Annotated in this window: 18 protein-coding genes and 1 pseudogene; 11 read left to right on the top strand and 8 right to left on the bottom strand. The window is 70.2% G+C overall.

Annotation, left to right across the window (positions count from 1 at the left end; translation table 11 throughout):
* The first annotated feature begins 152 nt into the window (after positions 1 to 152).
* The gene (locus CCN72_RS01550) at positions 153 to 404 is read left to right on the top strand and encodes a hypothetical protein (RefSeq protein ID WP_086805992.1); all 252 of its coding nucleotides are present in this window, start codon (positions 153 to 155) and stop codon (positions 402 to 404) included.
* A gap of 123 nt (positions 405 to 527) precedes the next feature.
* Entirely contained in the window at positions 528 to 818 is a 291-nt protein-coding gene (locus CCN72_RS01545) for a DUF6087 family protein (protein WP_086805991.1), read from the top strand.
* Positions 819 to 888: 70 nt separating this feature from the next.
* On the opposite strand, the gene CCN72_RS01540 is transcribed toward CCN72_RS01545, so the two are convergent.
* Entirely contained in the window at positions 889 to 2280 is a 1392-nt protein-coding gene (locus CCN72_RS01540) for a cystathionine beta-synthase (protein ID WP_086805990.1), read from the bottom strand.
* A gap of 158 nt (positions 2281 to 2438) precedes the next feature.
* Here CCN72_RS01540 and CCN72_RS01535 point away from each other — a divergent pair, with 158 nt between their 5' ends.
* From CCN72_RS01535 to CCN72_RS01525, 3 genes are all read left to right on the top strand, one after another.
* The gene (locus CCN72_RS01535; protein WP_208637889.1) at positions 2439 to 3458 is read left to right on the top strand and encodes an SGNH/GDSL hydrolase family protein; all 1020 of its coding nucleotides are present in this window, start codon (positions 2439 to 2441) and stop codon (positions 3456 to 3458) included.
* 291 nt (positions 3459 to 3749) lie between these two features.
* Positions 3750 to 4970 (top strand): acetyl-CoA C-acetyltransferase, encoded by a 1221-nt coding sequence (locus tag CCN72_RS01530; RefSeq protein WP_085565085.1) that lies wholly within the window; start codon positions 3750 to 3752, stop codon positions 4968 to 4970.
* A 308-nt stretch (positions 4971 to 5278) separates the two neighbouring features.
* A complete protein-coding gene (locus CCN72_RS01525; RefSeq protein WP_086805989.1) occupies positions 5279 to 6058 on the top strand; it encodes a hypothetical protein in 780 nt (259 codons plus the stop codon).
* Positions 6059 to 6123: 65 nt separating this feature from the next.
* Here CCN72_RS01525 and CCN72_RS40185 read toward each other — a convergent pair whose 3' ends face one another.
* Positions 6124 to 6435, bottom strand: coding sequence for a hypothetical protein (locus CCN72_RS40185; protein WP_232987413.1), 312 nt, complete (start codon positions 6433 to 6435; stop codon positions 6124 to 6126).
* Between the two features lie 99 nt (positions 6436 to 6534).
* Here CCN72_RS40185 and CCN72_RS01515 point away from each other — a divergent pair, with 99 nt between their 5' ends.
* Positions 6535 to 6765 carry a DUF4287 domain-containing protein gene (locus CCN72_RS01515; protein WP_037653570.1) on the top strand — a complete coding sequence of 77 codons (231 nt, stop codon included), beginning with the start codon at positions 6535 to 6537 and terminating at the stop codon, positions 6763 to 6765.
* Between the two features lie 76 nt (positions 6766 to 6841).
* Here the strand turns inward: CCN72_RS01515 and CCN72_RS01510 are convergent, their stop codons facing one another.
* The 5 genes and pseudogenes from CCN72_RS01510 to metH all read right to left on the bottom strand — a co-directional run bounded on the left by CCN72_RS01510 (position 6842) and on the right by metH (position 14468).
* Positions 6842 to 7729, bottom strand: coding sequence for a Bax inhibitor-1/YccA family protein (locus CCN72_RS01510; RefSeq protein ID WP_086805988.1), 888 nt, complete (start codon positions 7727 to 7729; stop codon positions 6842 to 6844).
* Positions 7730 to 7921: 192 nt separating this feature from the next.
* Complete coding sequence (locus tag CCN72_RS01505) at positions 7922 to 8704, bottom strand: methylmalonyl-CoA mutase family protein (RefSeq protein ID WP_086805987.1); 783 nt, start codon at positions 8702 to 8704, stop codon at positions 7922 to 7924.
* Positions 8705 to 8707: 3 nt separating this feature from the next.
* On the bottom strand, positions 8708 to 10138 hold the full coding sequence (gene ahcY / locus CCN72_RS01500; RefSeq protein WP_086805986.1) for an adenosylhomocysteinase: 1431 nt from the start codon (positions 10136 to 10138) through the stop codon (positions 8708 to 8710).
* A complete protein-coding gene (gene metF / locus CCN72_RS01495) occupies positions 10128 to 10985 on the bottom strand; it encodes a methylenetetrahydrofolate reductase [NAD(P)H] (RefSeq protein WP_086805985.1) in 858 nt (285 codons plus the stop codon). The genes ahcY and metF overlap by 11 nt, the downstream gene beginning before the upstream one ends.
* Positions 10982 to 14468: pseudogene (gene metH / locus CCN72_RS01490) on the bottom strand (methionine synthase). The gene metF and the pseudogene metH overlap by 4 nt, the downstream one beginning before the upstream one ends.
* A 303-nt stretch (positions 14469 to 14771) precedes the next feature.
* Between metH and CCN72_RS01485 the strand changes: the two are divergent.
* From CCN72_RS01485 to CCN72_RS01465, 5 genes are all read left to right on the top strand, one after another.
* Complete coding sequence (locus CCN72_RS01485; RefSeq protein ID WP_086805984.1) at positions 14772 to 15536, top strand: IclR family transcriptional regulator; 765 nt, start codon at positions 14772 to 14774, stop codon at positions 15534 to 15536.
* Positions 15537 to 15890: 354 nt separating this feature from the next.
* Entirely contained in the window at positions 15891 to 16682 is a 792-nt protein-coding gene (locus CCN72_RS01480; RefSeq protein WP_037661973.1) for an MIP/aquaporin family protein, read from the top strand.
* A 76-nt stretch (positions 16683 to 16758) separates the two neighbouring features.
* On the top strand, positions 16759 to 18297 hold the full coding sequence (gene glpK / locus CCN72_RS01475) for a glycerol kinase GlpK (RefSeq protein WP_086805983.1): 1539 nt from the start codon (positions 16759 to 16761) through the stop codon (positions 18295 to 18297).
* Between the two features lie 48 nt (positions 18298 to 18345).
* Positions 18346 to 19962 (top strand): glycerol-3-phosphate dehydrogenase/oxidase, encoded by a 1617-nt coding sequence (locus tag CCN72_RS01470; RefSeq protein WP_086805982.1) that lies wholly within the window; start codon positions 18346 to 18348, stop codon positions 19960 to 19962.
* 249 nt (positions 19963 to 20211) lie between these two features.
* The gene (locus tag CCN72_RS01465) at positions 20212 to 21141 is read left to right on the top strand and encodes a PAC2 family protein (RefSeq protein WP_086805981.1); all 930 of its coding nucleotides are present in this window, start codon (positions 20212 to 20214) and stop codon (positions 21139 to 21141) included.
* A 182-nt stretch (positions 21142 to 21323) separates the two neighbouring features.
* On the opposite strand, the gene mshC is transcribed toward CCN72_RS01465, so the two are convergent.
* Positions 21324 to 22553, bottom strand: coding sequence for a cysteine--1-D-myo-inosityl 2-amino-2-deoxy-alpha-D-glucopyranoside ligase (mshC, locus tag CCN72_RS01460; RefSeq protein WP_086806009.1), 1230 nt, complete (start codon positions 22551 to 22553; stop codon positions 21324 to 21326).
* Between the last annotated feature and the right edge of the window lie 63 nt (positions 22554 to 22616).

Raw genomic sequence — 22616 nt, 5'->3', positions numbered from 1 at the left:
CGAACGAGTTGGAGGGGCCCGTTCCCGTACACGGCCGGGCGGCGGCGTGCTGTCCCTGCGAGACGGCGTATCCGAAGGGGCCCCCGCCCGTTAGAGGAGCGCGGGCATGGAGGCGAGGCGCATTGACGAGTTCACACGTAAGCACAGCGGTTGTGCGTGAGTGGTGGTTCACCCTGTACCCCGAGGTGCGGCCGTCGGCTGAGCAGTCCGACCGGTTCTGCAACTCGGATGTGCTCGCCAGCGGCGAGATCGGATGGGAGCAGGACCCGAACGGCGTGTCCTTCCATTGCACGGTGGCAGCGCCATGCCTGGAGGACGCCGTGACGTGGGCCGCGCGGCGGCTCCGTCAGGAGACCGGGGTGCAGATCGCGCGCGTCGAGATCGAGATGAAGATGTTCGGCTGAAGAGGGACTCGTACATCGCGCACAGGCACGGGCCCCCTCCCACCTGGTCGTGGAAGGGGCCCGTCCCCGTGGTCTCCGGCGGAATCCAGACGTGCGGGGTCGCGGCCTGAGAGCATCGAGGCCATGGGCAAGCACCGCCGACCCGGGCCCCCCAACCAGCCGTCCCGCGCCGTCCCGCGTGTGAACGCCGACGACCCGCTCGCCGCGTACAACAAGCGGCGCCGCCCGCCTTTGGACCAGTACAGCCGTCACCGGCCGGTGCACGGCGGCGCCGGGCACCTCCGGCCCGACGAGCCGCGGGTCCTGGAGACGTGGGACGGCTTCGCGTACCAGGTGGTGGGCACCGCACCCGACCTCGCCTCGGCCCAGGCGTGGACGAATGGGCTCCAGGTCGAGGACGACTCGGGCATGTGATCGGAACCGGTGTACCCCGGATACCGGAACGGGCCCCCTCCCACCCGGGAAGGGGCCCGTGTCGGTCGGACTACTTGGTGCCGCCCTTGGCCAGGAAGGACAGCAGGTCCTGGCGGCTGACGACGCCCTTGGGCTTGCCCTCGACGAGGACGATCGCCGCGTCCGCCGTGCCGAGCACCTGCATCAGGTCGCCGACCGGCTCACCGGAGCCGACCTGCGGCAGCGGAGCGGACATGTGCTTCTCCAGCGGGTCCGACAGGGACGCCCGCTGGGAGAACAGCGCGTCGAGCAGCTCGCGCTCCACGACCGAGCCGACGACCTCCGCGGCCATCACGTCCGGGTGACCCGCGCCCGGCTTGACCACGGGCATCTGCGAGACGCCGTACTCGCGCAGCACCTCGATGGCCTGGCCGACGGTCTCCTCCGGGTGCATGTGCACCAGGGAGGGGATGGTCGCGCCCGCCTTGTCCTTGAGGACGTCGGCGACGCGGGCGCTCGGGCCCTCGTCCTCCAGGAAGCCGTAGTCGGCCATCCACTCGTCGTTGAAGATCTTCGAGAGGTAGCCGCGGCCGCTGTCCGGGAGCAGCACCACGACGACGTCGTCCGGGCCGAGCCGCTCGGCGACGCGCAGCGCGGCGACCACGGCCATGCCGCAGGAGCCGCCCACCAGCAGGCCCTCCTCCTTGGCGAGGCGGCGGGTCATCTGGAAGGCGTCCTTGTCGGACACGGCCACGATCTCGTCGGCGACGGTGCGGTCGTAGGCGGTCGGCCAGAAGTCCTCGCCGACGCCCTCGATCAGGTACGGGCGCCCGGAGCCGCCCGAGTAGACGGAGCCCTCCGGGTCGGCGCCGATGACCTGGACCTTGCCGTCACTGGCGTCCTTCAGATAGCGGCCGGTGCCGGAGATGGTGCCGCCGGTGCCGACGCCCGCCACGAAGTGGGTGATCTTGCCCTCGGTCTGGTCCCACAGCTCCGGGCCGGTGGAGTGGTAGTGCGACAGCGGGTTGTTCGGGTTGGAGTACTGGTCGGGCTTCCAGGCGCCGGGGGTCTCACGCACCAGGCGGTCGGAGACGTTGTAGTACGAGTCCGGGTGCTCAGGGTCCACGGCGGTCGGGCAGACGACGACCTCGGCGCCGTAGGCACGCAGCACGTTGATCTTGTCCGTGCTCACCTTGTCAGGGCATACGAAAATGCACTTGTAGCCCTTCTGCTGGGCCACGATCGCCAGCCCCACACCGGTGTTGCCGCTGGTGGGCTCCACGATGGTGCCGCCGGGCTTGAGCTCCCCGCTCTCCTCGGCGGCCTCGATCATGCGCAGGGCGATGCGGTCCTTCACGGAACCGCCCGGGTTGAAGTACTCCACCTTGGCCAGGACGGTCGCCTGGATGCCCTTGGTCACGTTGTTGAGCTTCACCAGCGGGGTGTCGCCGACGAGGCTGATCATCGAGTCGTGGAATCGCACCGTTGTCTCCGGTCGCTGCAAAAAAGTGGTCGTAGTGGTGCCGTCAGCCTAAGGCCCAAGGCGCGGCTCGGGCGGTCGTTCACTCCCCGTCGAGATTGGCGCACGCCCTGTACGGGGCAAGGAGTGGGTGTACGGCTACGAGGAGGTGGCGGCGACGCATGACGAACATGTCGAGGGCGCGGGTGGCCCGGCGGATCGCGGCCGGGGCGGCGTACGGCGGGGGCGGGGCCGGACTGGTCGGAGCGGCCGCGGTCGGACTGCTGCTCGCGGAGATGCGGCTGGCCCGGCGCCATGTGGGCAACGGCACCGGCGAGCGGGTACCGGGCGCGGAGGGGACGTACGGCCGGGTGTACGACGTACCCGGTGAGCCGCCCCTGCGCCTGGTGATGCTCGGCGACTCCACGGCCGCGGGGCAGGGCGTGCACCGGTCGGGGCAGACGCCGGGCGCGCTGCTGGCCTCCGGGCTCGCGGCGGTCGCGGAACGCCCCGTGGAGCTGCGGAACGTGGCGCAGACCGGGGCGCAGTCCGACGATCTGGACCGCCAGGTCGCGCTGGTGCTGTCGGCCGGGCCGCCCGCGCCGGACATCTGCGTGATCATGATCGGCGCGAACGATGTGACGCACCGGATGCCGCCGACGCGTTCGGTACGGCATCTGTCGGCGGCCGTACGGCGGCTGCGCACGGCCGGCGCGGAGGTGGTGGTCGGCACCTGTCCCGACCTCGGCACGATCGAGCCGGTGCAGCAGCCGCTGCGCTGGCTGGCGCGGCGGGCCTCGCGGCAGCTGGCGGCGGCGCAGACGATCGGGGTGGTGGAGCAGGGCGGGCGCACGGTCTCGCTGGGCGATCTGCTGGGCCCGGAGTTCGCGGCCAATCCCCGGGAGCTGTTCGGCCCGGACAACTACCACCCCTCGGCCGAGGGCTACGCCACGGCCGCGATGGCCGTGCTGCCCACGGTGTGCGCGGCGCTGGGCCTGTGGCCGGCGGAGGAGGAGCGGCCGGATCTCCTGCGTCGCGAGGGCTTCCTGCCGGTGGCCCGGGCGGCGGCCGAGGCCGCGGCGGAGGCCGGTACGGAGGTCACGGCCGCGATGCCGACCGGGCCGCGCGGCCCCTGGGCTCTGCTCAAGCGGCGCCATCGCCGCCGCGTCCCGGAGCCGGAGGCGGCGACGCCGTCCTCCTGACGGCGGGCACCGGCCGGGCGAGTGCGCCGTACCCTGGGCCTCACACGCCGGCGCCCGCCCGGCGCAGGTCCGGAGCCCACTCGGAGCCGCCCGGCGCCCGCCCCCGCCGACCCATGGCACCCGTCCGGCCCACCGACCGGCACCCGTCCCGTCCGCCGAAGACACCGAGCAGCCAAAGCAAGCGCTTAGAAACTGCGGTCAGAGTCACACCCCCACACCGATGACCTGTCAACTACGGCCGGGTAACTTCCAGACCGGCCCTGCACAACACCCCGTTCATCTGGAGCCCCGATGCCCGAAGCCGTGATCGTCTCGACCGCCCGCTCCCCCATCGGCCGCGCCGGCAAGGGGTCGCTCAAGGATCTGCGCGCCGACGACCTCGCCGCCACGATCATCCAGGCCGCGCTCGCCAAGGTGCCCGAGCTGGACCCGACGGACATCGACGACCTGATGCTCGGCTGCGGTCTGCCCGGCGGCGAGCAGGGCAACAACCTCGGCCGGATCGTCGCCGTGCAGATGGGCATGGACCACCTGCCCGGCTGCACCATCACCCGCTACTGCTCCTCCTCGCTCCAGACCTCCCGGATGGCCCTGCACGCCATCAAGGCCGGCGAGGGCGACGTCTTCATCTCGGCCGGTGTCGAGACGGTCTCGCGCTTCGCCAAGGGCAGCTCCGACAGCTTCCCGGACACCCGCAACCCGTTCTTCGCCGAGGCCGAGGCCCGTACCGAGGCCGTCGCGCGGCAGGAGGGCACCAGCTGGCACGACCCGCGCGAGGACGGTCTTGTCCCGGACGCGTACATCGCGATGGGCCAGACCGCCGAGAACCTGGCCCGCTGGAAGGGCATCACCCGCCAGGAGATGGACGAGTTCGGCGTCCGCTCGCAGAACCTCGCCGAGCAGGCCATCGCGGCGGGCTTCTGGGAGCGCGAGATCACCCCGGTCACGCTGCCCGACGGCACCGTGGTCAGCAAGGACGACGGCCCGCGCGCCGGCGTCACCCTGGAGGGCGTCTCCGGCCTGAAGCCGGTCTTCCGCCCCGACGGCCTGGTCACCGCCGGCAACTGCTGCCCGCTCAACGACGGCGCCGCCGCCCTGGTCGTCATGAGCGACACCAAGGCCCGCGAGCTGGGCCTGACCCCGCTCGCCCGCATCGTCTCCACCGGCGTCTCCGCCCTCTCCCCCGAGATCATGGGCCTCGGCCCGGTCGAGGCCAGCAAGCAGGCGCTGCGCCGGGCCGGTCTGACCTCGGACGACATCGACCTGGTCGAGATCAACGAGGCCTTCGCCGCCCAGGTGATCCCCTCCTACCGCGAGCTGGGCTTCGACCTCGACAAGGTGAACGTCAACGGCGGCGCGATCGCCGTCGGCCACCCCTTCGGCATGACCGGCGCCCGGATCACCGGCACCCTGATCAACTCCCTCCAGTGGCACGACAAGCAGTTCGGCCTGGAGACGATGTGCGTCGGCGGCGGCCAGGGCATGGCGATGGTCATCGAGCGCCTCAGCTGACCCGGCCCGCCCGCACCGGCTGACCAACCGTCCGTAGCGAATCGGGCACTTTACGTCAGGGATCGGCCCAGAACCCGCAAAACCACCGGGTTCTGGGCCTTTCTGTGATCCAATCTCCCCCAGGATGTGACCTATCTCCCCCGCCCCGGGTATCGGCGCAGGTCAGCACCGGACGGCAGACCGCCGAAGGTGATCGCGAGACCAAAGAACTGTCCGTTTCGTGACGTTACGCACTGACAGCTGGGTAGTCCGCCCTTCAAGCTGATGTAGGAAGTCGGGGGTCGACTTTTGAACCTGGGAGTACGTCAGTGAGCGCCATGCCGATCGCCCTGCTGCTCACCACGGCCGCCACGGGCGCCGTGGGCGTCGCCGTCCTGCGCACCGTGCTGAAGCTGCGCCGTCAGCTCACGGAGCTTCAGGCACAGCTCGCGGAGAACCAGTCCGCGGCGACGCAGGCACTGCTGCCGCACGCCCGCACCCACGCCGACACCGAGCGGATACGGGCGGCCGTGGCCGAGGCGCTCGCCGAGGAGCGGGAGCGGGAACTCGCCGAGGCACGTGCCTTCTGGGCCGCGCAGGAGGCCCGGGACGCCTCCGACGCGCCCTCGGTGCTGGGCCTGCCCGACCATGAGCCCTTCCTGCCGCGGCAGTCCGACTTCGCGGGTCTGGAGCCGGTGGCGGAGTCCGCCGCCGACACCGACGAGTTCGCCGGGGAGTCCCCGGAGCTGGCCGCGGCCCGCCGCCGGCATCCCTCCCACCCGGACTTCGTCCCGGCCCAGTCGGCCGCGGGCGACCAGGAGCGCACGGCCACCACGCTGGAGCATCTGGCCGACGAGCGCGTAGAGCTGGCCGATGTGCGCCCCGGTCCGCTGGGCACCCTGGACGTCTATGTCTTCGCCGACGGCACCACGCTGTGCATGACGCCGGGTCACCGGGAGACGGCCGAGCGCCTCGCGGGGGCCGTGGCGGCGGGCGAGGCCCCCTATCTGCTGGGCGGTTCGGGTGTCTCCGGCGCCTACACGCTCACCTTCGCCTGCGGCGAGGACATGATCTACATCCTGGCGGACCGCGTCATCGCGTCCCTGTAGCGGGACGGCGGCGCCGGCTCACGGCGCCTTGGTCCCCGATCCCTTTCGAAACCCGGGCGGCGCGCTCAGACCCCCGCCCGCCCCCGCGCCTCCTCGACCAGCCGCACCGCCTCGCCGACCTCTTCGTCGTTCTTCAGCACCAGCGCCAAGTCGTGTGCGGCCACCACGATCTGATCGGCCACCGCGAACATCCCGGCGTCCGGCATCTCCCGCGGCTCGGTGCCCGGCTCCTCCACCGCCTGTGCCCGGCGGGCCAACTCCCGGGCCAGTTCCAGCGCGGCCCCGGCGGCGCTGCGCTGAAGCCTGCTCTGCGGCGCGGCCCGCAGCCGGTCGGCGAAGTGATCCACTGCTTGGGTCAGGGGTGTCGTATCAACCACGCGCCGAGCGTAACGCGCCGCACTGTTGCCAAGAGGCGAACCCTCGGGCACGGTGACGTGAAGGACCGGCCCACATCCCCTTTGCGCCCGGAGGTGCCGATGTCCCAAGTCTTCTCCGAGGAGACCCATCGCAACATGCTCGCCCGCATCCCGCACTGCACCGGTCGTGAGGTCTCCGACTGGCTGCGGACCGTCGAAGAAGGCCCCGCCCTGTTCCGCTTCGAGGAGAAGGTCACCTGGCTGAGGCACGAGTACGACCTGGCGTACGGCCACGCCAAGGCCATCGTGCACGAGTACGACCTGCGCAGGGCGGCCCGCAAGCTGCTCTGAGACACCGCCCCCGGACGGCGAAGGGCCCCGGACGGGAAGCCCGGGGCCCTTGCCTGAACTGCGTGCCGTACGCGCGCTAGTCGTTGTTGGTGAAGATCGCCACCAGGCGCAGCATCTCCAGGTAGATCCACACCAGGGTGACGGTGAGACCGAACGCGGCGAGCCAGGACTCGTTGCGCGGCGCGCCGTAGGCGATGCCGTCCTGGATCTGCTTGAAGTCGAGGGTCAGGAAGAACGCGCCGAGCAGGATCGCGATGATGCCGACGACCGCGCCGAGCGGGCCGAAGCTGCGCAGGCCGCCGTCCTCGGCGACGCCGAACACGACCAGCAGCAGATTGACCACCATGACGCCCACGAAGGCCATCGCGATGGCCATGCCGATGCGGGCGTAGCGCGCGGTGACGCGGATCCAGCCGGCCTTGTAGACAAGGAGGGTGGCGCCGGTGACGGCCATGGTGCCGAGCACCGCCTGGAAGGGGGCGCCCTGCCAGCGGCTGTTGTACATCTCGCTGATGACGCCGAGGAAGACGCCCTCGAAGGCCGCGTATCCGAGGATCAGCGCGGGCACCGGGGTGCGCTTGAAGTTCTGCACCATCGCCAGGACGAACGCGATCAGCGCGGAACCGACGGCCAGGCCGTAGCTCGTGGGCGAGACCGGCAGCAGGGCCCAGGCCAGGACGGCGCCCAGGGCGACCGTGCCGAGCGTCAGGGCCGAGCGGACGACGACGTCGTCCATCGTCATCCGGCCGGTGGTGGCCGGGGCCTGCGGCGGGGCGCCGTACTGGGCGCCGGGCTGTCCGTAACCGCCCTGCTGCGCGTACGGGTTCTGGCCACCTTGCGCGTAGGGGTTCTGCGCGTACGGGTTGCCGCCTGCGTACCCGGCCTGCGGTGCGGCGTTGAAGCCGGCGTAGCCGTTGTCGCGGCTGAAGCCCCGTCGCGAGAAGACCGGGTTGCTGCTCCTCATCTCACTCCTCCATGGCTGCCTCGCGCAGCCTTGGCTCAAGCGTAATGGATTGGCAAAGGATCGATCGTGGTACTTGAGGAGGATCTTTCCCGTGCCGTGTTGACCCACACGCTAGCCGCAGGACCCGCTCACGGCCACGCCGGGCGGCACTCCGTGACAAACCCGAGAAGCACCCGCCGGGTTCGCGCCTCCTCATGTACGGACACGGGCCGCCCGCCGGGCCGCGTCAAGGACGCCGGACACCTCCGCGAGGGTGGCACCCGCGGCCAAAGCGTCGCCCAGCGCGGCCCGGAGCCACATGTCCGCGGGGCGCCCCGCCGCGTCGCGCAGCGCGGCGAGGGCCGCGTCGAGCCGGTCCTCGCAGCGCCAGGCCCGCAGCTTGGCCAGACGCTCGGCCTGGGCGACCTCGATCACCCCCAAGGGGGACAGGGCCGGCCCGTACGACTCCATGTCCCACCCCGTTCGAGGGAATTGCCCCCCTTGCCGGAGTTCGCCGGGTGATGCCGCGCGCACCGGAATGCCGGCCGGAGCACAGACCGCGGTCAGCAGCGACATCGACGGGGCGTCGTACCCGTCCGTCGCCGGCCCCGGTGACGGACGGAGCAGGACCTCGACGCGGCACCGCCCGCCGACGCCCCGCTCCTGCGCCACCAGGGCCCACAGGACCACCAGCAACGCCGCGCCGGGCGGCTCGGCGAGGAGCGTCGCGGTGATCTCGTCCAGCGGCAGGCCGCGCAGCAGGACGCGCATGTCGTCGATCGAGTCGACCGCCCCACCGCAGCGGCCCACGGAACCGCGCACGGCCGGGTCGTCGCTGTCCATGCCCAGGCCCGTGGGCCGGTCGGCGCAGATCAGCAGGTGCCGTGCGCCGCGCTCCACCTGCCGGCTCAGGTGCGCATTGCAGTCACCGGCGGAACCCCGCGCGGGATACGCGAGGGGGCCCGCGGTCACTGTCGTCCGGGTCGCGAGACTCATGGGTCAGTAGCGGTAGTGGTCCGGCTTGTACGGGCCCTCGACCTCGACACCGATGTACGCCGCCTGCTCCGGGCGCAGCGTCGTCAGCTTCACACCGAGGGAGTCCAGGTGGAGACGGGCGACCTTCTCGTCCAGGTGCTTGGGCAGCACATACACACCGGTCGGGTACTCATCGGGCTTGGTGAACAGCTCGATCTGGGCCAGCGTCTGGTCCGCGAACGAGTTCGACATCACGAACGACGGATGCCCCGTCGCATTGCCCAGGTTCAACAGGCGCCCCTCGGACAGCACGATGATCACCTTGCCGTCCGCGAACGTCCACGTGTGGACCTGCGGCTTCACCTCGTCCTTGACGATCCCCGGAATCCTCGCCAGACCCGCCATGTCGATCTCGTTGTCGAAATGACCGATGTTCCCCACGATCGCCTGATGCTTCATCCTGGCCATGTCCGAGGCCATGATGATGTCCTTGTTACCCGTCGTGGTCACGAAGATGTCGGCCTTGTCCACGACCTCGTCCAGCGTCGTGACCTGGTAACCGTCCATCGCCGCCTGCAACGCGCAGATCGGGTCGATCTCCGTCACGATCACCCGCGCACCCTGACCACGCAACGACTCCGCACAGCCCTTGCCCACATCGCCGTAACCACACACGACGGCCGTCTTGCCACCGATCAGCACGTCGGTGGCACGGTTGATGCCGTCCACCAGGGAATGACGGCAGCCGTACTTGTTGTCGAACTTCGACTTCGTCACCGCGTCGTTCACGTTGATCGCCGGGAAGAGGAGTTCACCGTCGCGCTGCATCTCGTACAGACGGTGCACACCCGTCGTGGTCTCCTCGGTCACACCTCTGATGTCGGCGGCCAGGGCGGTCCAGTCGAGGGTGCTGCGTTCGAGCAGGGCTCGGACGACGGCGAGTTCGTCGTTGTCAGCGGGCGGGAGCTGGCCGGTCTTCTGGTGGGCGACGCCCTGGTGGACGAGGAGGGTGGCGTCGCCACCGTCGTCCAGGATCATGTTCGGACCGCCGGTGGGGCTGTCCGGCCAGGTCAGCGCCTGCTCGGTGCACCACCAGTACTCGTCCAGGGTCTCGCCCTTCCAGGCGAAGACCGGGACGCCCTGGGGGTTGTCCGGCGTGCCGTTCGGGCCGACGGCGATGGCGGCGGCCGCGTGGTCCTGGGTGGAGAAGATGTTGCAGGACGCCCAACGGACCCGGGCGCCGAGGGCCACCAGGGTCTCGATCAGCACGGCAGTCTGCACGGTCATGTGCAGAGAGCCGGTGACGCGGGCGCCGGCCAGCGGCTGGCTCTCGGCGTACTCCTTGCGGATCGCCATCAGACCGGGCATCTCATGCTCGGCGAGGGTGATCTCCTTGCGGCCGAACTCGGCCAGCGAGAGATCGGCGACCTTGAAGTCGGTGGGTTCAGCGGACACTTGTGCTCCTTGAAACGTGGAGGGCCCGGTGGATGTCCAGGGCCGCCGTCGAACGGTTGAGGGTGATGTAGTGCAGACCGGGCGCTCCTTCGGTGAGGAGCCGGTCGGCCATGGCGGTGGCGTGGTCGACGCCGATGCGGTGGGCGGCGGCGGGGTCGTCGCGGGCCGCTTCCAGGCGGTGGGCGAGGTCCTCGGGGAAGGCGGCTCCGCTCAGTTCGGCGAACCGCCGGATCTGGCGTACGTCGGTGGCGGGCATGATCTCCGGGATGATCGGGATGTCGCAGCCGGCCGCCGCCGCTCGGTCGCGCAGCCGCAGATAGTCGTCCGCGTGGAAGAACATCTGCGTGATGGCGTAGTCCGCGCCCGCCTTGCACTTGGCCACGAAGTGCCGGATCTCGCTGTCCCAGTCGGGCGAGCGCGGGTGCCGTTCCGTGAAGGCCGCGACACCGATGCGGAAGTCACCCAGTGAGCGGACCAGTTCGACCAGTTGGACGGCGTGGGTGAAGCCGTCCGGGTGCGGCACCCAGGGGCCCCTGGGGTCGCCCGGGGGATCTCCGCGCAGCGCGAGGACGTCGCGGATGCCGGCGGCCGCGTAGCTGCCGATGATGTGCCGCAGCTCGGCCACCGAGTGGCCCACGGCGGTGAGATGGGCGACCGAGCGCAATGTCGTCTCGGCCGCGATGCGCCGGGTGACCTCGATCGTACGGTCCCGGGACGAGCCGCCCGCGCCATAGGTGACGGAGACGAAGTCCGGGCGCAGGGACTCGACCCGGCGGATCGTCTGCCACAGAGTGCGCTCGCCCGCGGGGGTCTTGGGCGGGAAGAACTCGAAGGAGAAGGTGATCATGAGCGCCGCCCCGCGTTGAAATAGCCCGCCTCGGGGTGGTGGACGACGAGGGCGTCCGTGGACTGCTCGGGGTGCAGCTGGAACTCCTCGGAGAGGTGGACACCGATCCGCTCCGGCTCCAGCAGGGCCGCGATCTTGCCGCGGTCCTCCAGGTCGGGGCAGGCCGGATAGCCGAACGAATAGCGGCAACCCTGGTACTCGGTACGGAACATGCCGGCCATGGACGCCGGGTCGGCAGCGGAGATGCCGAGTTCGGTGCGGACGCGTGCGTGCCAGTACTCGGCGAGGGCTTCGGCCAACTGGACGGACAGGCCGTGGAGTTCGAGGTAGTCGCGGTAGGCGTTGGCCTCGAACAGCTTGGCCGTCTCCTCGCCGATGCGGGAGCCGACGGTGACGACCTGGAAGCCGACGACATCCCGCTCGCCGGACTCCTCCGGGCGGAAGAAGTCGGCCAGGCACAGCCGGCGGCCACGGCTCTGCCGGGGGAACGTGAAGCGGGTGAGTTCCCCGCCGTGCTCGTCCAGGACGATCAGATCGTCCCCCTTGGAGACGCAGGGGAAGTAGCCGTGGACCACGGCCGCTTCGAGCAGGTTCTCCCTCTGGAGCCGGTCCAGCAGTCCGCGCAGCCTGGGCCGGCCCTCGGTCTCGACCAGGTCGTTCGTCAGTCCCCACTGCCCCTTGAAGAGAGCGGTCTCGTCGAGCCAGGAGGCGTATTCCTTGAGCTGGATGCCCTTGATGACGCGGGTGCCCCAGAACGGCGGGGCCGGTACCGGGTTGTCCGAGGCGACGTCCGAGCGTCCTTCGCCTTCCGGTTCCATGAGGACCGGCGCCCTCCTGGGGACCCGGCGTTGCTTGAGTTCGGGGAGCTTCGCGCCGGGCACGCCGCGTTTGACGCCGATCAGGGCGTCCATGAGGCGCAGGCCCTCGAAGGCGTCGCGGGCGTAGCGGACCTCGCCCTGGTAGATCTCGTGGAGGTCCTGTTCGACGTAGGCGCGGGTGAGGGCGGCGCCGCCGAGGATGACGGGGTAGGTGCCGGCCAGGTCGCGCTGGTTGAGCTCCTGGAGGTTCTCCTTCATGATCACCGTGGACTTCACCAGCAGCCCGGACATCCCGATCACGTCCGCGCGGTGTTCCTCGGCGGCCTCCAGGATCGCGGAGACCGGCTGCTTGATGCCCAGGTTGACCACGTTGTAGCCGTTGTTCGACAGGATGATGTCGACCAGGTTCTTGCCGATGTCATGGACGTCACCGCGCACGGTGGCCAGCACGATGGTGCCCTTGCCGTCCGCGTCCGACTTCTCCATGTGCGGCTCCAGATGAGCGACCGCGGCCTTCATCACCTCGGCGGACTGGAGCACGAACGGCAACTGCATCTGCCCCGACCCGAACAGCTCACCGACGACCTTCATCCCGTCCAGCAGCGTCTCGTTGACGATGTCCAGAGCGGGACGCTCCCGGAGCGCGGCATCCAGGTCGGCCTCCAGACCGTTGCGCTCACCGTCGATGATCCGCCGCTTGAGACGCTCCTCCAGCGGCAGCGCCGCCAGCTCCTCGGCCTTGCCCGCCTTCAGCGACTTCGCCGTCGCCCCCTCGAACAGCCGCATCAGCTTCTGGAGCGGGTCATAGCCCTCGGCGCGGCGGTCGTAGATGAGGTCGAGCGCCGTTCGCACCTCTTCTTCGCTGAAACGCGCGATGGGGAGGATCTTCGAGGCGTGCACGATCGCCGAGTCCAGACCGGCCTTGACGCACTCGTCCAGGAAGACACTGTTGAGCAGGATGCGTGCGGCCGGGTTCAGACCGAAGGAGATGTTCGACAGGCCCAGCGTGGTCTGCACGTCCGGATGCCGCTTCTTCAGCTCACGGATCGCCTCGATCGTCGCGACACCGTCCTTGCGGGACTCCTCCTGACCCGTGCAGATCGTGAACGTCAAAGTGTCGATCAGGATGTCCGACTCCAGGATCCCCCAGTTCCCGGTCAGGTCCTCGATCAGCCGCTCCGCGATCGCGACCTTGTTCTCGACGGTACGGGCCTGGCCCTCCTCGTCGATCGTCAGCGCGATCAGCGCGGCACCATGGCGGCGGGCGAGGTCGGTGACCTTCGCGAAGCGGGACTCGGGCCCGTCGCCGTCCTCGTAGTTCACCGAGTTGATCACCGCACGACCGCCCAGCCGCTCCAGACCCGCCTCGATGACGTTCACCTCGGTGGAGTCCAGCACGATCGGCAGCGTCGACGCCGTCGCGAGGCGCCCGGCCAGCTCCGCCATGTCCGCCACGCCGTCGCGGCCGACGTAGTCCACACACAGGTCGAGCATGTGCGCGCCCTCACGGATCTGTTCCCGGGCGATCTCCACACAGTCGTCCCAGCGGGCCTCCAGCATCGCCTCGCGGAACTTCTTCGACCCGTTCGCGTTCGTCCGCTCACCGATCGCCAGATACGAGGTGTCCTGCCGGAACGGCACCGACTGATACAGCGACGCCGCACCCGGCTCGGGACGCGGATCACGCGCCGGCGGGGTCAGACCCCGCACCCGCTCCACGACCTGGCGCAGGTGCTCGGGGGTCGTACCGCAGCAGCCACCGACCAGCGAGAGGCCGTACTCACGGACGAACGTCTCCTGCGCGTCCGCCAGGCCCTCGGAGGTCGAGGGGGAAGTGGGCGCCGTCCTTGGTGAGGATCGGCAGGCCGGCGTTGGGCATGCAGAGCAGCGGAACGCGGGAGTGCCGGGACAGATGACGCAGGTGTTCGGTCATCTCGGCAGGTCCGGTCGAGCAGTTGAGGCCGATCATGTCGATGCCGAGCGGTTCGAGCGCGGTCAGCGCGGCGCCGATCTCGGAGCCCAGCAGCATCGTGCCGGTCGTCTCGAAGGCCATCGACACCAGCACCGGCACGTCCACACCGAGGGCGGCCAGGGCGCTGCGGGCGCCGATGACCGACGCCTTGGTCTGGAGGAGGTCCTGGGTGGTCTCCACGAGCAGCGCGTCCGCGCCGCCCTCGATCAGGCCCTCCGCGTTCGCCTGGAAGCCGTCGCGGATCGTGGCGTAGCCGATGTGACCGAGGGTGGGCAGCTTGGTGCCGGGGCCCATCGAGCCGAGGACCCAGCGGGGGCGGCCGTCGCGGGCCGTGAACGCGTCGGCACTCTCCCGGGCGAGGCGGGCGCCGGCCGCGGAGAGTTCATGGACGCGGCCGGAGATGTCGTACTCGCCGAGGGCGGAGTGGTTGGCGCCGAAGGTGTTGGTCTCGACGCAGTCGACGCCGACCGCGAAGTAGGCCTCATGGACCGAGCGGACGATGTCGGGACGGGTGAGATTGAGGATCTCGTTGCAGCCCTCGAGCTGCTGGAAGTCGTCCAGGGTCGGTTCCTGGGCCTGGAGCATGGTGCCCATGGCTCCGTCGGCGACCACCACGCGGGTGGCGAGGGCCTCTCGGAGCGCGGACGCACGGGTCCGGCTGTCGGCGATAGGGGACGTTGGCAACGAGGCCATGTAAGGGCTCCCTGAAGGTGCGACGGCTGTCGGCTATGCGGTGCCCCCACGTCGGGCGGGAGGGCCGCACGGCGCCAGACTAACCGGGAGTGGGCTTGGATGGGCACAGGCGTCCACGAGACGGACGCGGATGGCCCTGGCGCCACATGTGATGTAACAGGTGTCGACCGACCATTAGCGGGAGGTCGACATGGACCGGTAGTGTTCGACATTGCCGAACGGTGGTAGCGAAGCGCAGGAAGTCGGCGGCGCTTCGCCCATAGATGTGTTTCGGCAGTCGAAGGGGACGGAGGCAGGACGGCGATGGCACGGAACATCCAGTCGCTCGAACGCGCGGCCGCGATGCTGCGGCTGCTCGCGGGCGGCGAGCGACGGCTCGGGCTGTCGGACATCGCCTCCTCGCTCGGCCTCGCCAAGGGCACCGCGCACGGCATTCTGCGCACCCTCCAGCAGGAGGGCTTCGTGGAGCAGGACGACGCCTCGGGCCGCTATCAGCTGGGCGCGGAGCTGCTGCGCCTGGGCACCACCTATCTGGACGTCCACGAGCTGCGGGCGCGTGCCCTGGTGTGGACGGACGATCTGGCCCGCTCCAGCGGGGAGAGCGTGCACCTGGGCGTGCTGCACCAGCACGGCGTGCTGATCGTGCACCACGTCTTCCGGCCCGACGACAGCCGGCAGGTGCTGGAGATCGGGGCCATGCAGCCCCTGCACTGCACGGCGCTGGGCAAGGTGCTCTCGGCGTACGACCCGGTGGCGCACAGCGAGGCGCTGGAGACCGAGCGCAAGGCGTTCACGGACCGCACGGTGTGCGACGCGGCAGAGTTCGAGCAGATCCTCGACCTCACGCGCGCGCGGGGCTACGCGGCCGACGTGGAGGAGACATGGGAGGGCGTGGCGTCGATCGCCGCGCCCGTCCACGACCGGCGCCGGATGCCCGTGGGTGCCGTCGGCATCACGGGTGCGGTGGAGCGGCTGTGCCGGGACGGCGAGCTGCGGCCCGAGCTGATCGCCGCGGTGCGTGACTGCGCCCGTGCGGTCTCCAGGGACCTGGGCGCCGGGCGGTTCTGAAGGTCCCTGAGGGATCACGCTCTGTTGTGGGTATGACCGGGACGCCGGGCGGCGTTCCGGCTCTCGGCCTACCCTGAAGTGGACAAACTGGGGCTAAAACTACATAGCGTGGCGAAGAGTGATAGCCGACAACGATCAATAACGATCCGGTTTTCGATAAGAGAACTCTTGACGCACGCGTAACACCGAAGCGAGACTCCCGTCCATCGGTCGGCATTGTCGAACACCTATCGGTAATACGCGTTAGAGTGTGACAACGCCAAGGGCCGGCATCGCTCTCATCCCCGAGGGCACCAGAACCCCCGGTGGGACCGGGGTTCGCTTCCCCCTGGACGAAGGACAAAGGAGTCGCGGGTGTCCAGCTCCGACATCTTCATCGGCGAGACCCTCGGTACCGCCATACTCATCCTGCTCGGCGGCGGCGTCTGCGCCGCTGTCACGCTGAAGGCCTCCAAGGCCCGTAACGCCGGCTGGGTCGCCATCGCCTTCGGGTGGGGCTTCGCGGTCATGACGGCCGTCTACATCTCCGCGCCGCTCTCCGGCGCCCATCTGAACCCGGCCGTCACCGTCGCCCTGGCCATCAAGAACAGCGACTGGAGCAACGTTCCGTACTACCTCGGCGGCCAGCTGCTCGGCGCCATGATCGGTGCGGTCCTCGTGTGGCTCGCCTACTACGGGCAGTTCCACGCGCACCTCACCGACAAGGAGATCGTCGGCGGTCCTGGCGCCCAGGCCACGTCGGCCAAGGCGGTCGAGGCCCAGGAGCAGGGCGCCGGCCCGGTGCTCGGCATCTTCTCCACCGGCCCGGAGATCCGGAACGTGGTGCAGAACCTCGTCACGGAGATCATCGGCACCATCGTGCTGATCCTCGCGGTCCTCACGCAGGGCCTGAACAACAACGGCGACGGCCTCGGCGCGCTCGGCGGTCTGATCACCGCCTTCGTGGTGGTGGCCATCGGCCTGTCCCTCGGCGGCCCGACGGGCTACGCGATCAACCCGGCCCGTGACCTCGGCCCGCGCATCGTGCACGCCCTGCTGCCGCTGCCCAACAAGGGCGGCTCCGACTGGAGCTACGCCTGGATCCCGGTGGTCGGCCCGCTGATCGGCGCCGCCATCGCGGCGGGTATCTACAACGTCGCCTTCTGACGAAACCCCCCACAGGGAATTCGCGCACGCGCCGTACGTTCAGCCCCTCAAACCACGGACCCTTCAGGAGCACACAGTGACCGACGCCCACACCGCAGGCCCCTTCATCGCGGCGATCGACCAGGGCACCACCTCCTCGCGCTGCATCATCTTCGACCGGGACGGCCGTATCGTCTCCGTCGACCAGAAGGAGCACGAGCAGATCTTCCCGAAGCCGGGCTGGGTCGAGCACAACGCCAACGAGATCTGGACCAACGTCCAGGAGGTCGTCGCCGGAGCCGTCGCCAAGGCCGGCATCACCCGCGACGACATCAAGGCCATCGGCATCACCAACCAGCGCGAGACCACCGTGCTGTGGGACAAGAACACCGGTGAGCCCGTCCACAACGCCATCGTCTGGCAGGACACCCGCACCGACGGCCTGTGCCGGGAGCTCGGCCGCAACGTCGGCCAGGACCGCTTCCGCCGCGAGACCGGCCTGCCGCTGGCCTCCTACTTCGCCGGCCCCAAGGCCCGCTGGCTGCTCGACAACGTCGAGGGCCTCAAGGAGCGCGCCGCCGCCGGGGACATCCTCTTCGGCACCATGGACACCTGGGTCATCTGGAACCTGACCGGCGGTGTCAACGGCGGACGGCACGTCACCGACGTCACCAACGCCTCGCGCACCATGCTCATGAACCTGCACACGATGCAGTGGGACGAGAAGATCGCCGAGTCGATCGGTGTGCCGCTGAACATCCTGCCCGAGATCCGCTCCTCCGCCGAGGTCTACGGCGAGGTCACCGGCGGCAAGCTCGGCGACCTGCTGGGCGGCATCCCGGTCGCCTCCGCGCTCGGCGACCAGCAGGCGGCCCTGTTCGGCCAGACCTGTTTCTCCGAGGGCGAGACCAAGTCGACCTACGGCACCGGCACCTTCATGGTGATGAACACCGGCGACAAGATCATCAACTCGTACGCCGGTCTGCTGACCACCGTCGGCTACAAGATCGGCGAGCAGCCCACGGTCTACGCCCTGGAGGGCTCGATCGCCGTCACCGGTTCGCTGGTGCAGTGGATGCGCGACCAGATGGGCCTGATCTCCACCGCCGCCGAGATCGAGACGCTCGCGCTCTCGGTCGAGGACAACGGCGGCGCCTACTTCGTGCCGGCCTTCTCCGGCCTGTTCGCCCCGCACTGGCGTTCCGACGCCCGCGGTGTGATCGCCGGTCTGACCCGGTACGTCACCAAGGCGCACCTCGCGCGCGCCGTCCTGGAGGCCACCGCCTGGCAGACCCGGGAGATCGCCGACGCCATGGTGAAGGACTCCGGCGACGAGCTGGTGGCCCTGAAGGTCGACGGCGGCATGACCTCCAACAACCTGCTGATGCAGACGCTCGCCGACGTCCTGGACGCACCCGTGGTGCGCCCGATGGTCGCCGAGACCACCTGCCTCGGCGCCGCCTACGCCGCCGGCCTCGCCGTCGGCTTCTGGTCCAGCACCGACGAGCTGCGCGCCAACTGGCGCCGGGCCGCCGAGTGGACCCCCCAGATGGACGCGGAGACCCGCGACCGTGAGTACAAGAACTGGCTCAAGGCCGTCGACCGGACCATGGGCTGGATCGAGGACGAGAGCTGAGCTGCCTCTTTCCGCGCAGACCGCTCTGACGAGGAGTAAGTACCCCACATGACCAGTCAGTCCACCCTGCAGTCCGTGCCTGCCCTGGGAACGCGCCCGGCCTCCGGCTCCAACCCGAGTCGCGCCGAGACCAGGGAGCAGCTCTCCAAGGCGTCGTACGACCTTCTTGTGATCGGCGGCGGCATCCTGGGCATCTCCACCGCCTGGCACGCCGCGCAGTCCGGGCTCAGGGTGGCGCTGGTCGATGCCGGCGACTTCGCCGGTGCCACGTCCTCCGCCTCCTCCAAGCTGCTCCACGGCGGTCTGCGCTACCTGCAGACCGGCGCGGTGAAGCTGGTGGCGGAGAACCACTTCGAGCGCCGTGCGGTGTCCCGTCAGGTGGCTCCCCACCTGGCGAACCCGCTGACCTTCTACCTCCCCGTGTACAAGGGCGGGCCGCACGGCGCGGCGAAGCTCGGCGCGGGCGTCTTCGCCTACTCGGCGCTGTCCGCGTTCGGCGACGGCGTCGGCCACCTGCTCTCCCCCGCCAAGGCGGCGCAGGACGTGCCCGAGCTGCGTACCGAGAACCTCAAGGCCGTGGCCGTGTACGGCGACGACCAGATGAACGACGCGCGCATGGCGCTGATGACGGTCCGCGCGGCCGTCGAGGCGGGCGCGGTCGTCCTGAACCATGCCGAGGTCACCGGCCTGCGCTTCACCCGGGGCCGGGTGACGGGCGCGGAGCTGAAGGACCGTACGTCCGGTGACGAGTTCGGTGTCGACGCCCGTCTGGTGCTGAACGCGACCGGCCCCTGGGTCGACCACCTGCGCAAGTTGGAGGACCCGAACGCGGCGCCGTCCATCCGCCTGTCCAAGGGCGCGCACCTGGTCCTGAAGCGGACCTCGCCGTGGAAGGCCGCGCTGGCCACGCCGATCGACAAGTACCGGATCACCTTCGCCCTCCCGTGGGAGGACATGCTGCTGCTCGGCACCACCGACGAGGAGTACGAGGGCGACCCGGCGGATGTTTCGGTCAACGACAAGGACATAGCGCAGATCCTGGACGAGGCGGCGTTCTCCGTCCGGGACCAGCAGCTGAAGAAGGACCTGATCACGTACGCGTTCGCCGGTCTGCGGGTGCTGCCGGGCGGTCCCGGTGACACCGCGAAGGCCAAGCGCGAGACGGTGGTGACCGAGGGCAAGGGCGGCATGCTGTCCGTCGCGGGCGGCAAGTGGACCACGTTCCGCCACATCGGTCGTACGATCATGAAGAAGCTGGAGGCGCTGCCGGGCCACCCGCTGGGCGACGACTTCGAGCCGATCTCCTCGCTGCCGAAGAAGCTGCCGCTGCCCGGTGTCGCCAACCCGCGCGCGGTCGCGCACCGGCTGCTGGTGGACGGTCCGGCGCCCGGCCCGCGGATGGCCGCCGACACCGCCAAGCACCTGGCCACCCACTACGGCTCGCTGGCCTTCGACATCGCCCGTATGGCGAACGAGAACCCGGAGCTGGCGCAGCGGGTGCACCCGGACGCGCCGGAGATCTGGGCGCAGGTCGTGTGGGCCCGTGACCACGAGTGGGCCGAGACGGCGGACGATGTGCTACGCCGCCGTACCACGCTGACGATCCGCGGCCTGGCCACGGACGAGGTCCGGGCGAAGGTCCAGGGTCTGCTCGACGAGAAGTAGTCCCGGCCGGACAGCGACATCGGGGAAGGGGCGGCGCCGTACGCACGGGCCGCCCCTTCCGCGCGCCCGTCCGCGCGGGCCCCGGATCCGGGTTCCGGGTCCGGGCTTTCTCAGGGGCGCGAGGGGTGTTCGAGCGGGGAGCGCGGGGCAGTGATCCGTTCACTGCCCCTACAAGGGGACTGCGGACGCCCTTGCCGGACGCCGTAAGGTTGGTGAGTCAAGCGAGGGCACGTCGGAAGGAGGCACTGGGTGATCGAGCTGGAGGGGGTTCCCGAGCTGATCGACCCAGTCATGGTGGCCGCGTTCGAGGGCTGGAACGATGCAGGTGACGCCGCCTCCACGGCGGTCGCGCACCTGGAACGCGAGTTCAAGGGCGAGGTGTTCGCGGCGCTGGACGCCGAGGACTACTACGACTTCCAGGTGAACCGGCCGACGGTGTTCATGGAGGACGGGGTACGCAAGATCACCTGGCCGACGACCCGGCTCTCGGTGGTCCGCGTCGGCGGTGCCAAGCCGCGCGACCTGGTGCTGGTCCGGGGCATCGAGCCGTCCATGCGATGGCGCTCGTTCTGCAACGAGCTGCTGGGCTTCGCGCACGAGCTGGGCGTGGAGCTGGTGGTCGTCATGGGCGCGCTGCTCGGGGACACCCCGCACACCCGTCCGGTGCCGGTCAGCGGGGTCACCTCGGACACGGATCTGGCGCAGCGGATGGATCTGGAGGAGACGAAGTACGAGGGTCCCACGGGCATCGTCGGGGTCCTCCAGGAGGCGTGCACGCATGCCGGGGTGCCGGCGGTGTCGCTGTGGGCGGCGGTGCCGCACTACGTCTCCCAGCCGCCCAACCCGAAGGCCACGCTGGCGCTGCTCAACCGTCTCGAGGATCTGCTGGACCTGCGGATCCCGCAGGGCGAGCTGCCGGAGGACGCACGGGCCTGGCAGGTGGGCGTGGACCAGCTGGCGGCGGAGGACAGCGAGGTCGCGGAGTACGTCCAGACGCTGGAGGAGGCCCGCGACACCGCGGAGCTGCCGGAGGCGTCCGGTGAGGCGATCGCGCGGGAGTTCGAGCGGTATCTGCGGCGCCGGGACGCCCCGGGCGGCAAGGCGCGGCCCTCGAAGCCCGATGCGGATGCCTCCGGTGGTTCGGCCGGCGATGACGAGGGTGACGGGTCGGAGGACTGAGGTACGGCGAAGGGGCGGTCCCGGGTTGGGGGCCGCCCCTTCTTCGTGTTGCCGATGCGCTACGGGGTGCCGCCCGAGGTCGTCGGGCGGCTGCCGCGTCGTCGTGGTTTCTCGCGCCCACGCGGCGGAGCCGCACATCGATACGGCCCCGCGCCCCTTTGGGGCGCGGGGGTCAGCGGTGTTTACAGGGCGACGCCCAGGAGGGCGTCCACGGCCCTCGTCACCAGGCCCGGGGCGCCCGTGTCCTGGCCGCCCTCGGAGTTCTGCCGGGCCGCCCAGCGGTCCACCGCGGCAAGCGCCGTGGGGGCGTCCAGGTCGTTGGACAGGGCGTCGCGGATCTCCTCGACCAGGGCGTCGGCGGAGGGGCCGTCGGGGCGGGAGACCGCGGCGCGCCAGCGGTCGAGGCGGTCGACGGCGTCCTGGAGGACCTGGTCGGTCCACTCCCAGTCGGCCCGGTAGTGGTGGGCCAGCAGGGCCAGCCGGATCGCGGCCGGATCGACGCCGTCGCGCCGCACCTGGGAGACGAAGACCAGATTGCCCTTGGACTTGGACATCTTCTCGCCGTGCAGGGCGACCATGCCGGCGTGTACGTACGCCTTGGCCATCGGGAACTCGCCGGTGAGCACCTGGGCGTGCGAGGCGCCCATCTCGTGGTGCGGGAAGGCGAGGTCGGAGCCGCCGCCCTGGACGTCGAAGCCCATGCCGAGGTGGTCGAGGGCGATGGCCACGCACTCGATGTGCCAGCCGGGCCGGCCGGGGCCGAGGGAGGCGCCGTCCCAGCTGGGCTCGCCCTCGCGGGCCGCCATCCACAGCATCGGGTCCACCGGGTTCTTCTTGCCCGGGCGGTCCGGGTCGCCGCCGCGCTCGGCGGACAGCAGCCGCATGGCCGCCGCGTCGAGATGCGAGACCGAGCCGAAGTGCGGGTCGGACTCGACGGAGAAGTAGATGTCACCTTCCAGCTCGTAGGCCGCGCCGAGGTCGCGCAGCCGTTCCACGAGCGGGACGATGCCGGGTATGGCCTCGACGGCGCCTATGTAGTGCTGGGGCGGAAGCATCCGCAGGGCGGTCATGTCCTCGCGGAAGAGGGAGGTCTCCTTCTCGGCGAGGGCGACCCAGTCGACGCCGTCGCGCTCCGCGCGCTCCAGGAGCGGGTCGTCGACGTCGGTGACGTTCTGGACGTAGTGGACCTGCCGCTTGGTGTCGAGCCACACGCGCTGAACGAGGTCGAACGCGTTGTAGGTCGCCGCGTGACCCATGTGGGTCGCGTCGTACGGGGTGATACCGCAGACGTAGATACGGGCGACGGGACCGGGCTGGAGGGTGACCAGGCCGCCGGTCGCGGTGTCGTGGATCCTCAGGTCGCGGCCCTGACCAGGCAGGGCGGGGACCTCGGAAGCGGGCCAGGCATGCATGTACATGAGCCTAACCGGCCGCGCGTGGCGTACACGACCGGGATCGAGTCGGATGGCCGGTTG

This window comes from Streptomyces murinus (assembly GCF_002154555.1).
GTDB lineage: Bacteria > Actinomycetota > Actinomycetes > Streptomycetales > Streptomycetaceae > Streptomyces > Streptomyces murinus.
This window is presented reverse-complemented; position numbering and strand designations above follow the sequence as displayed.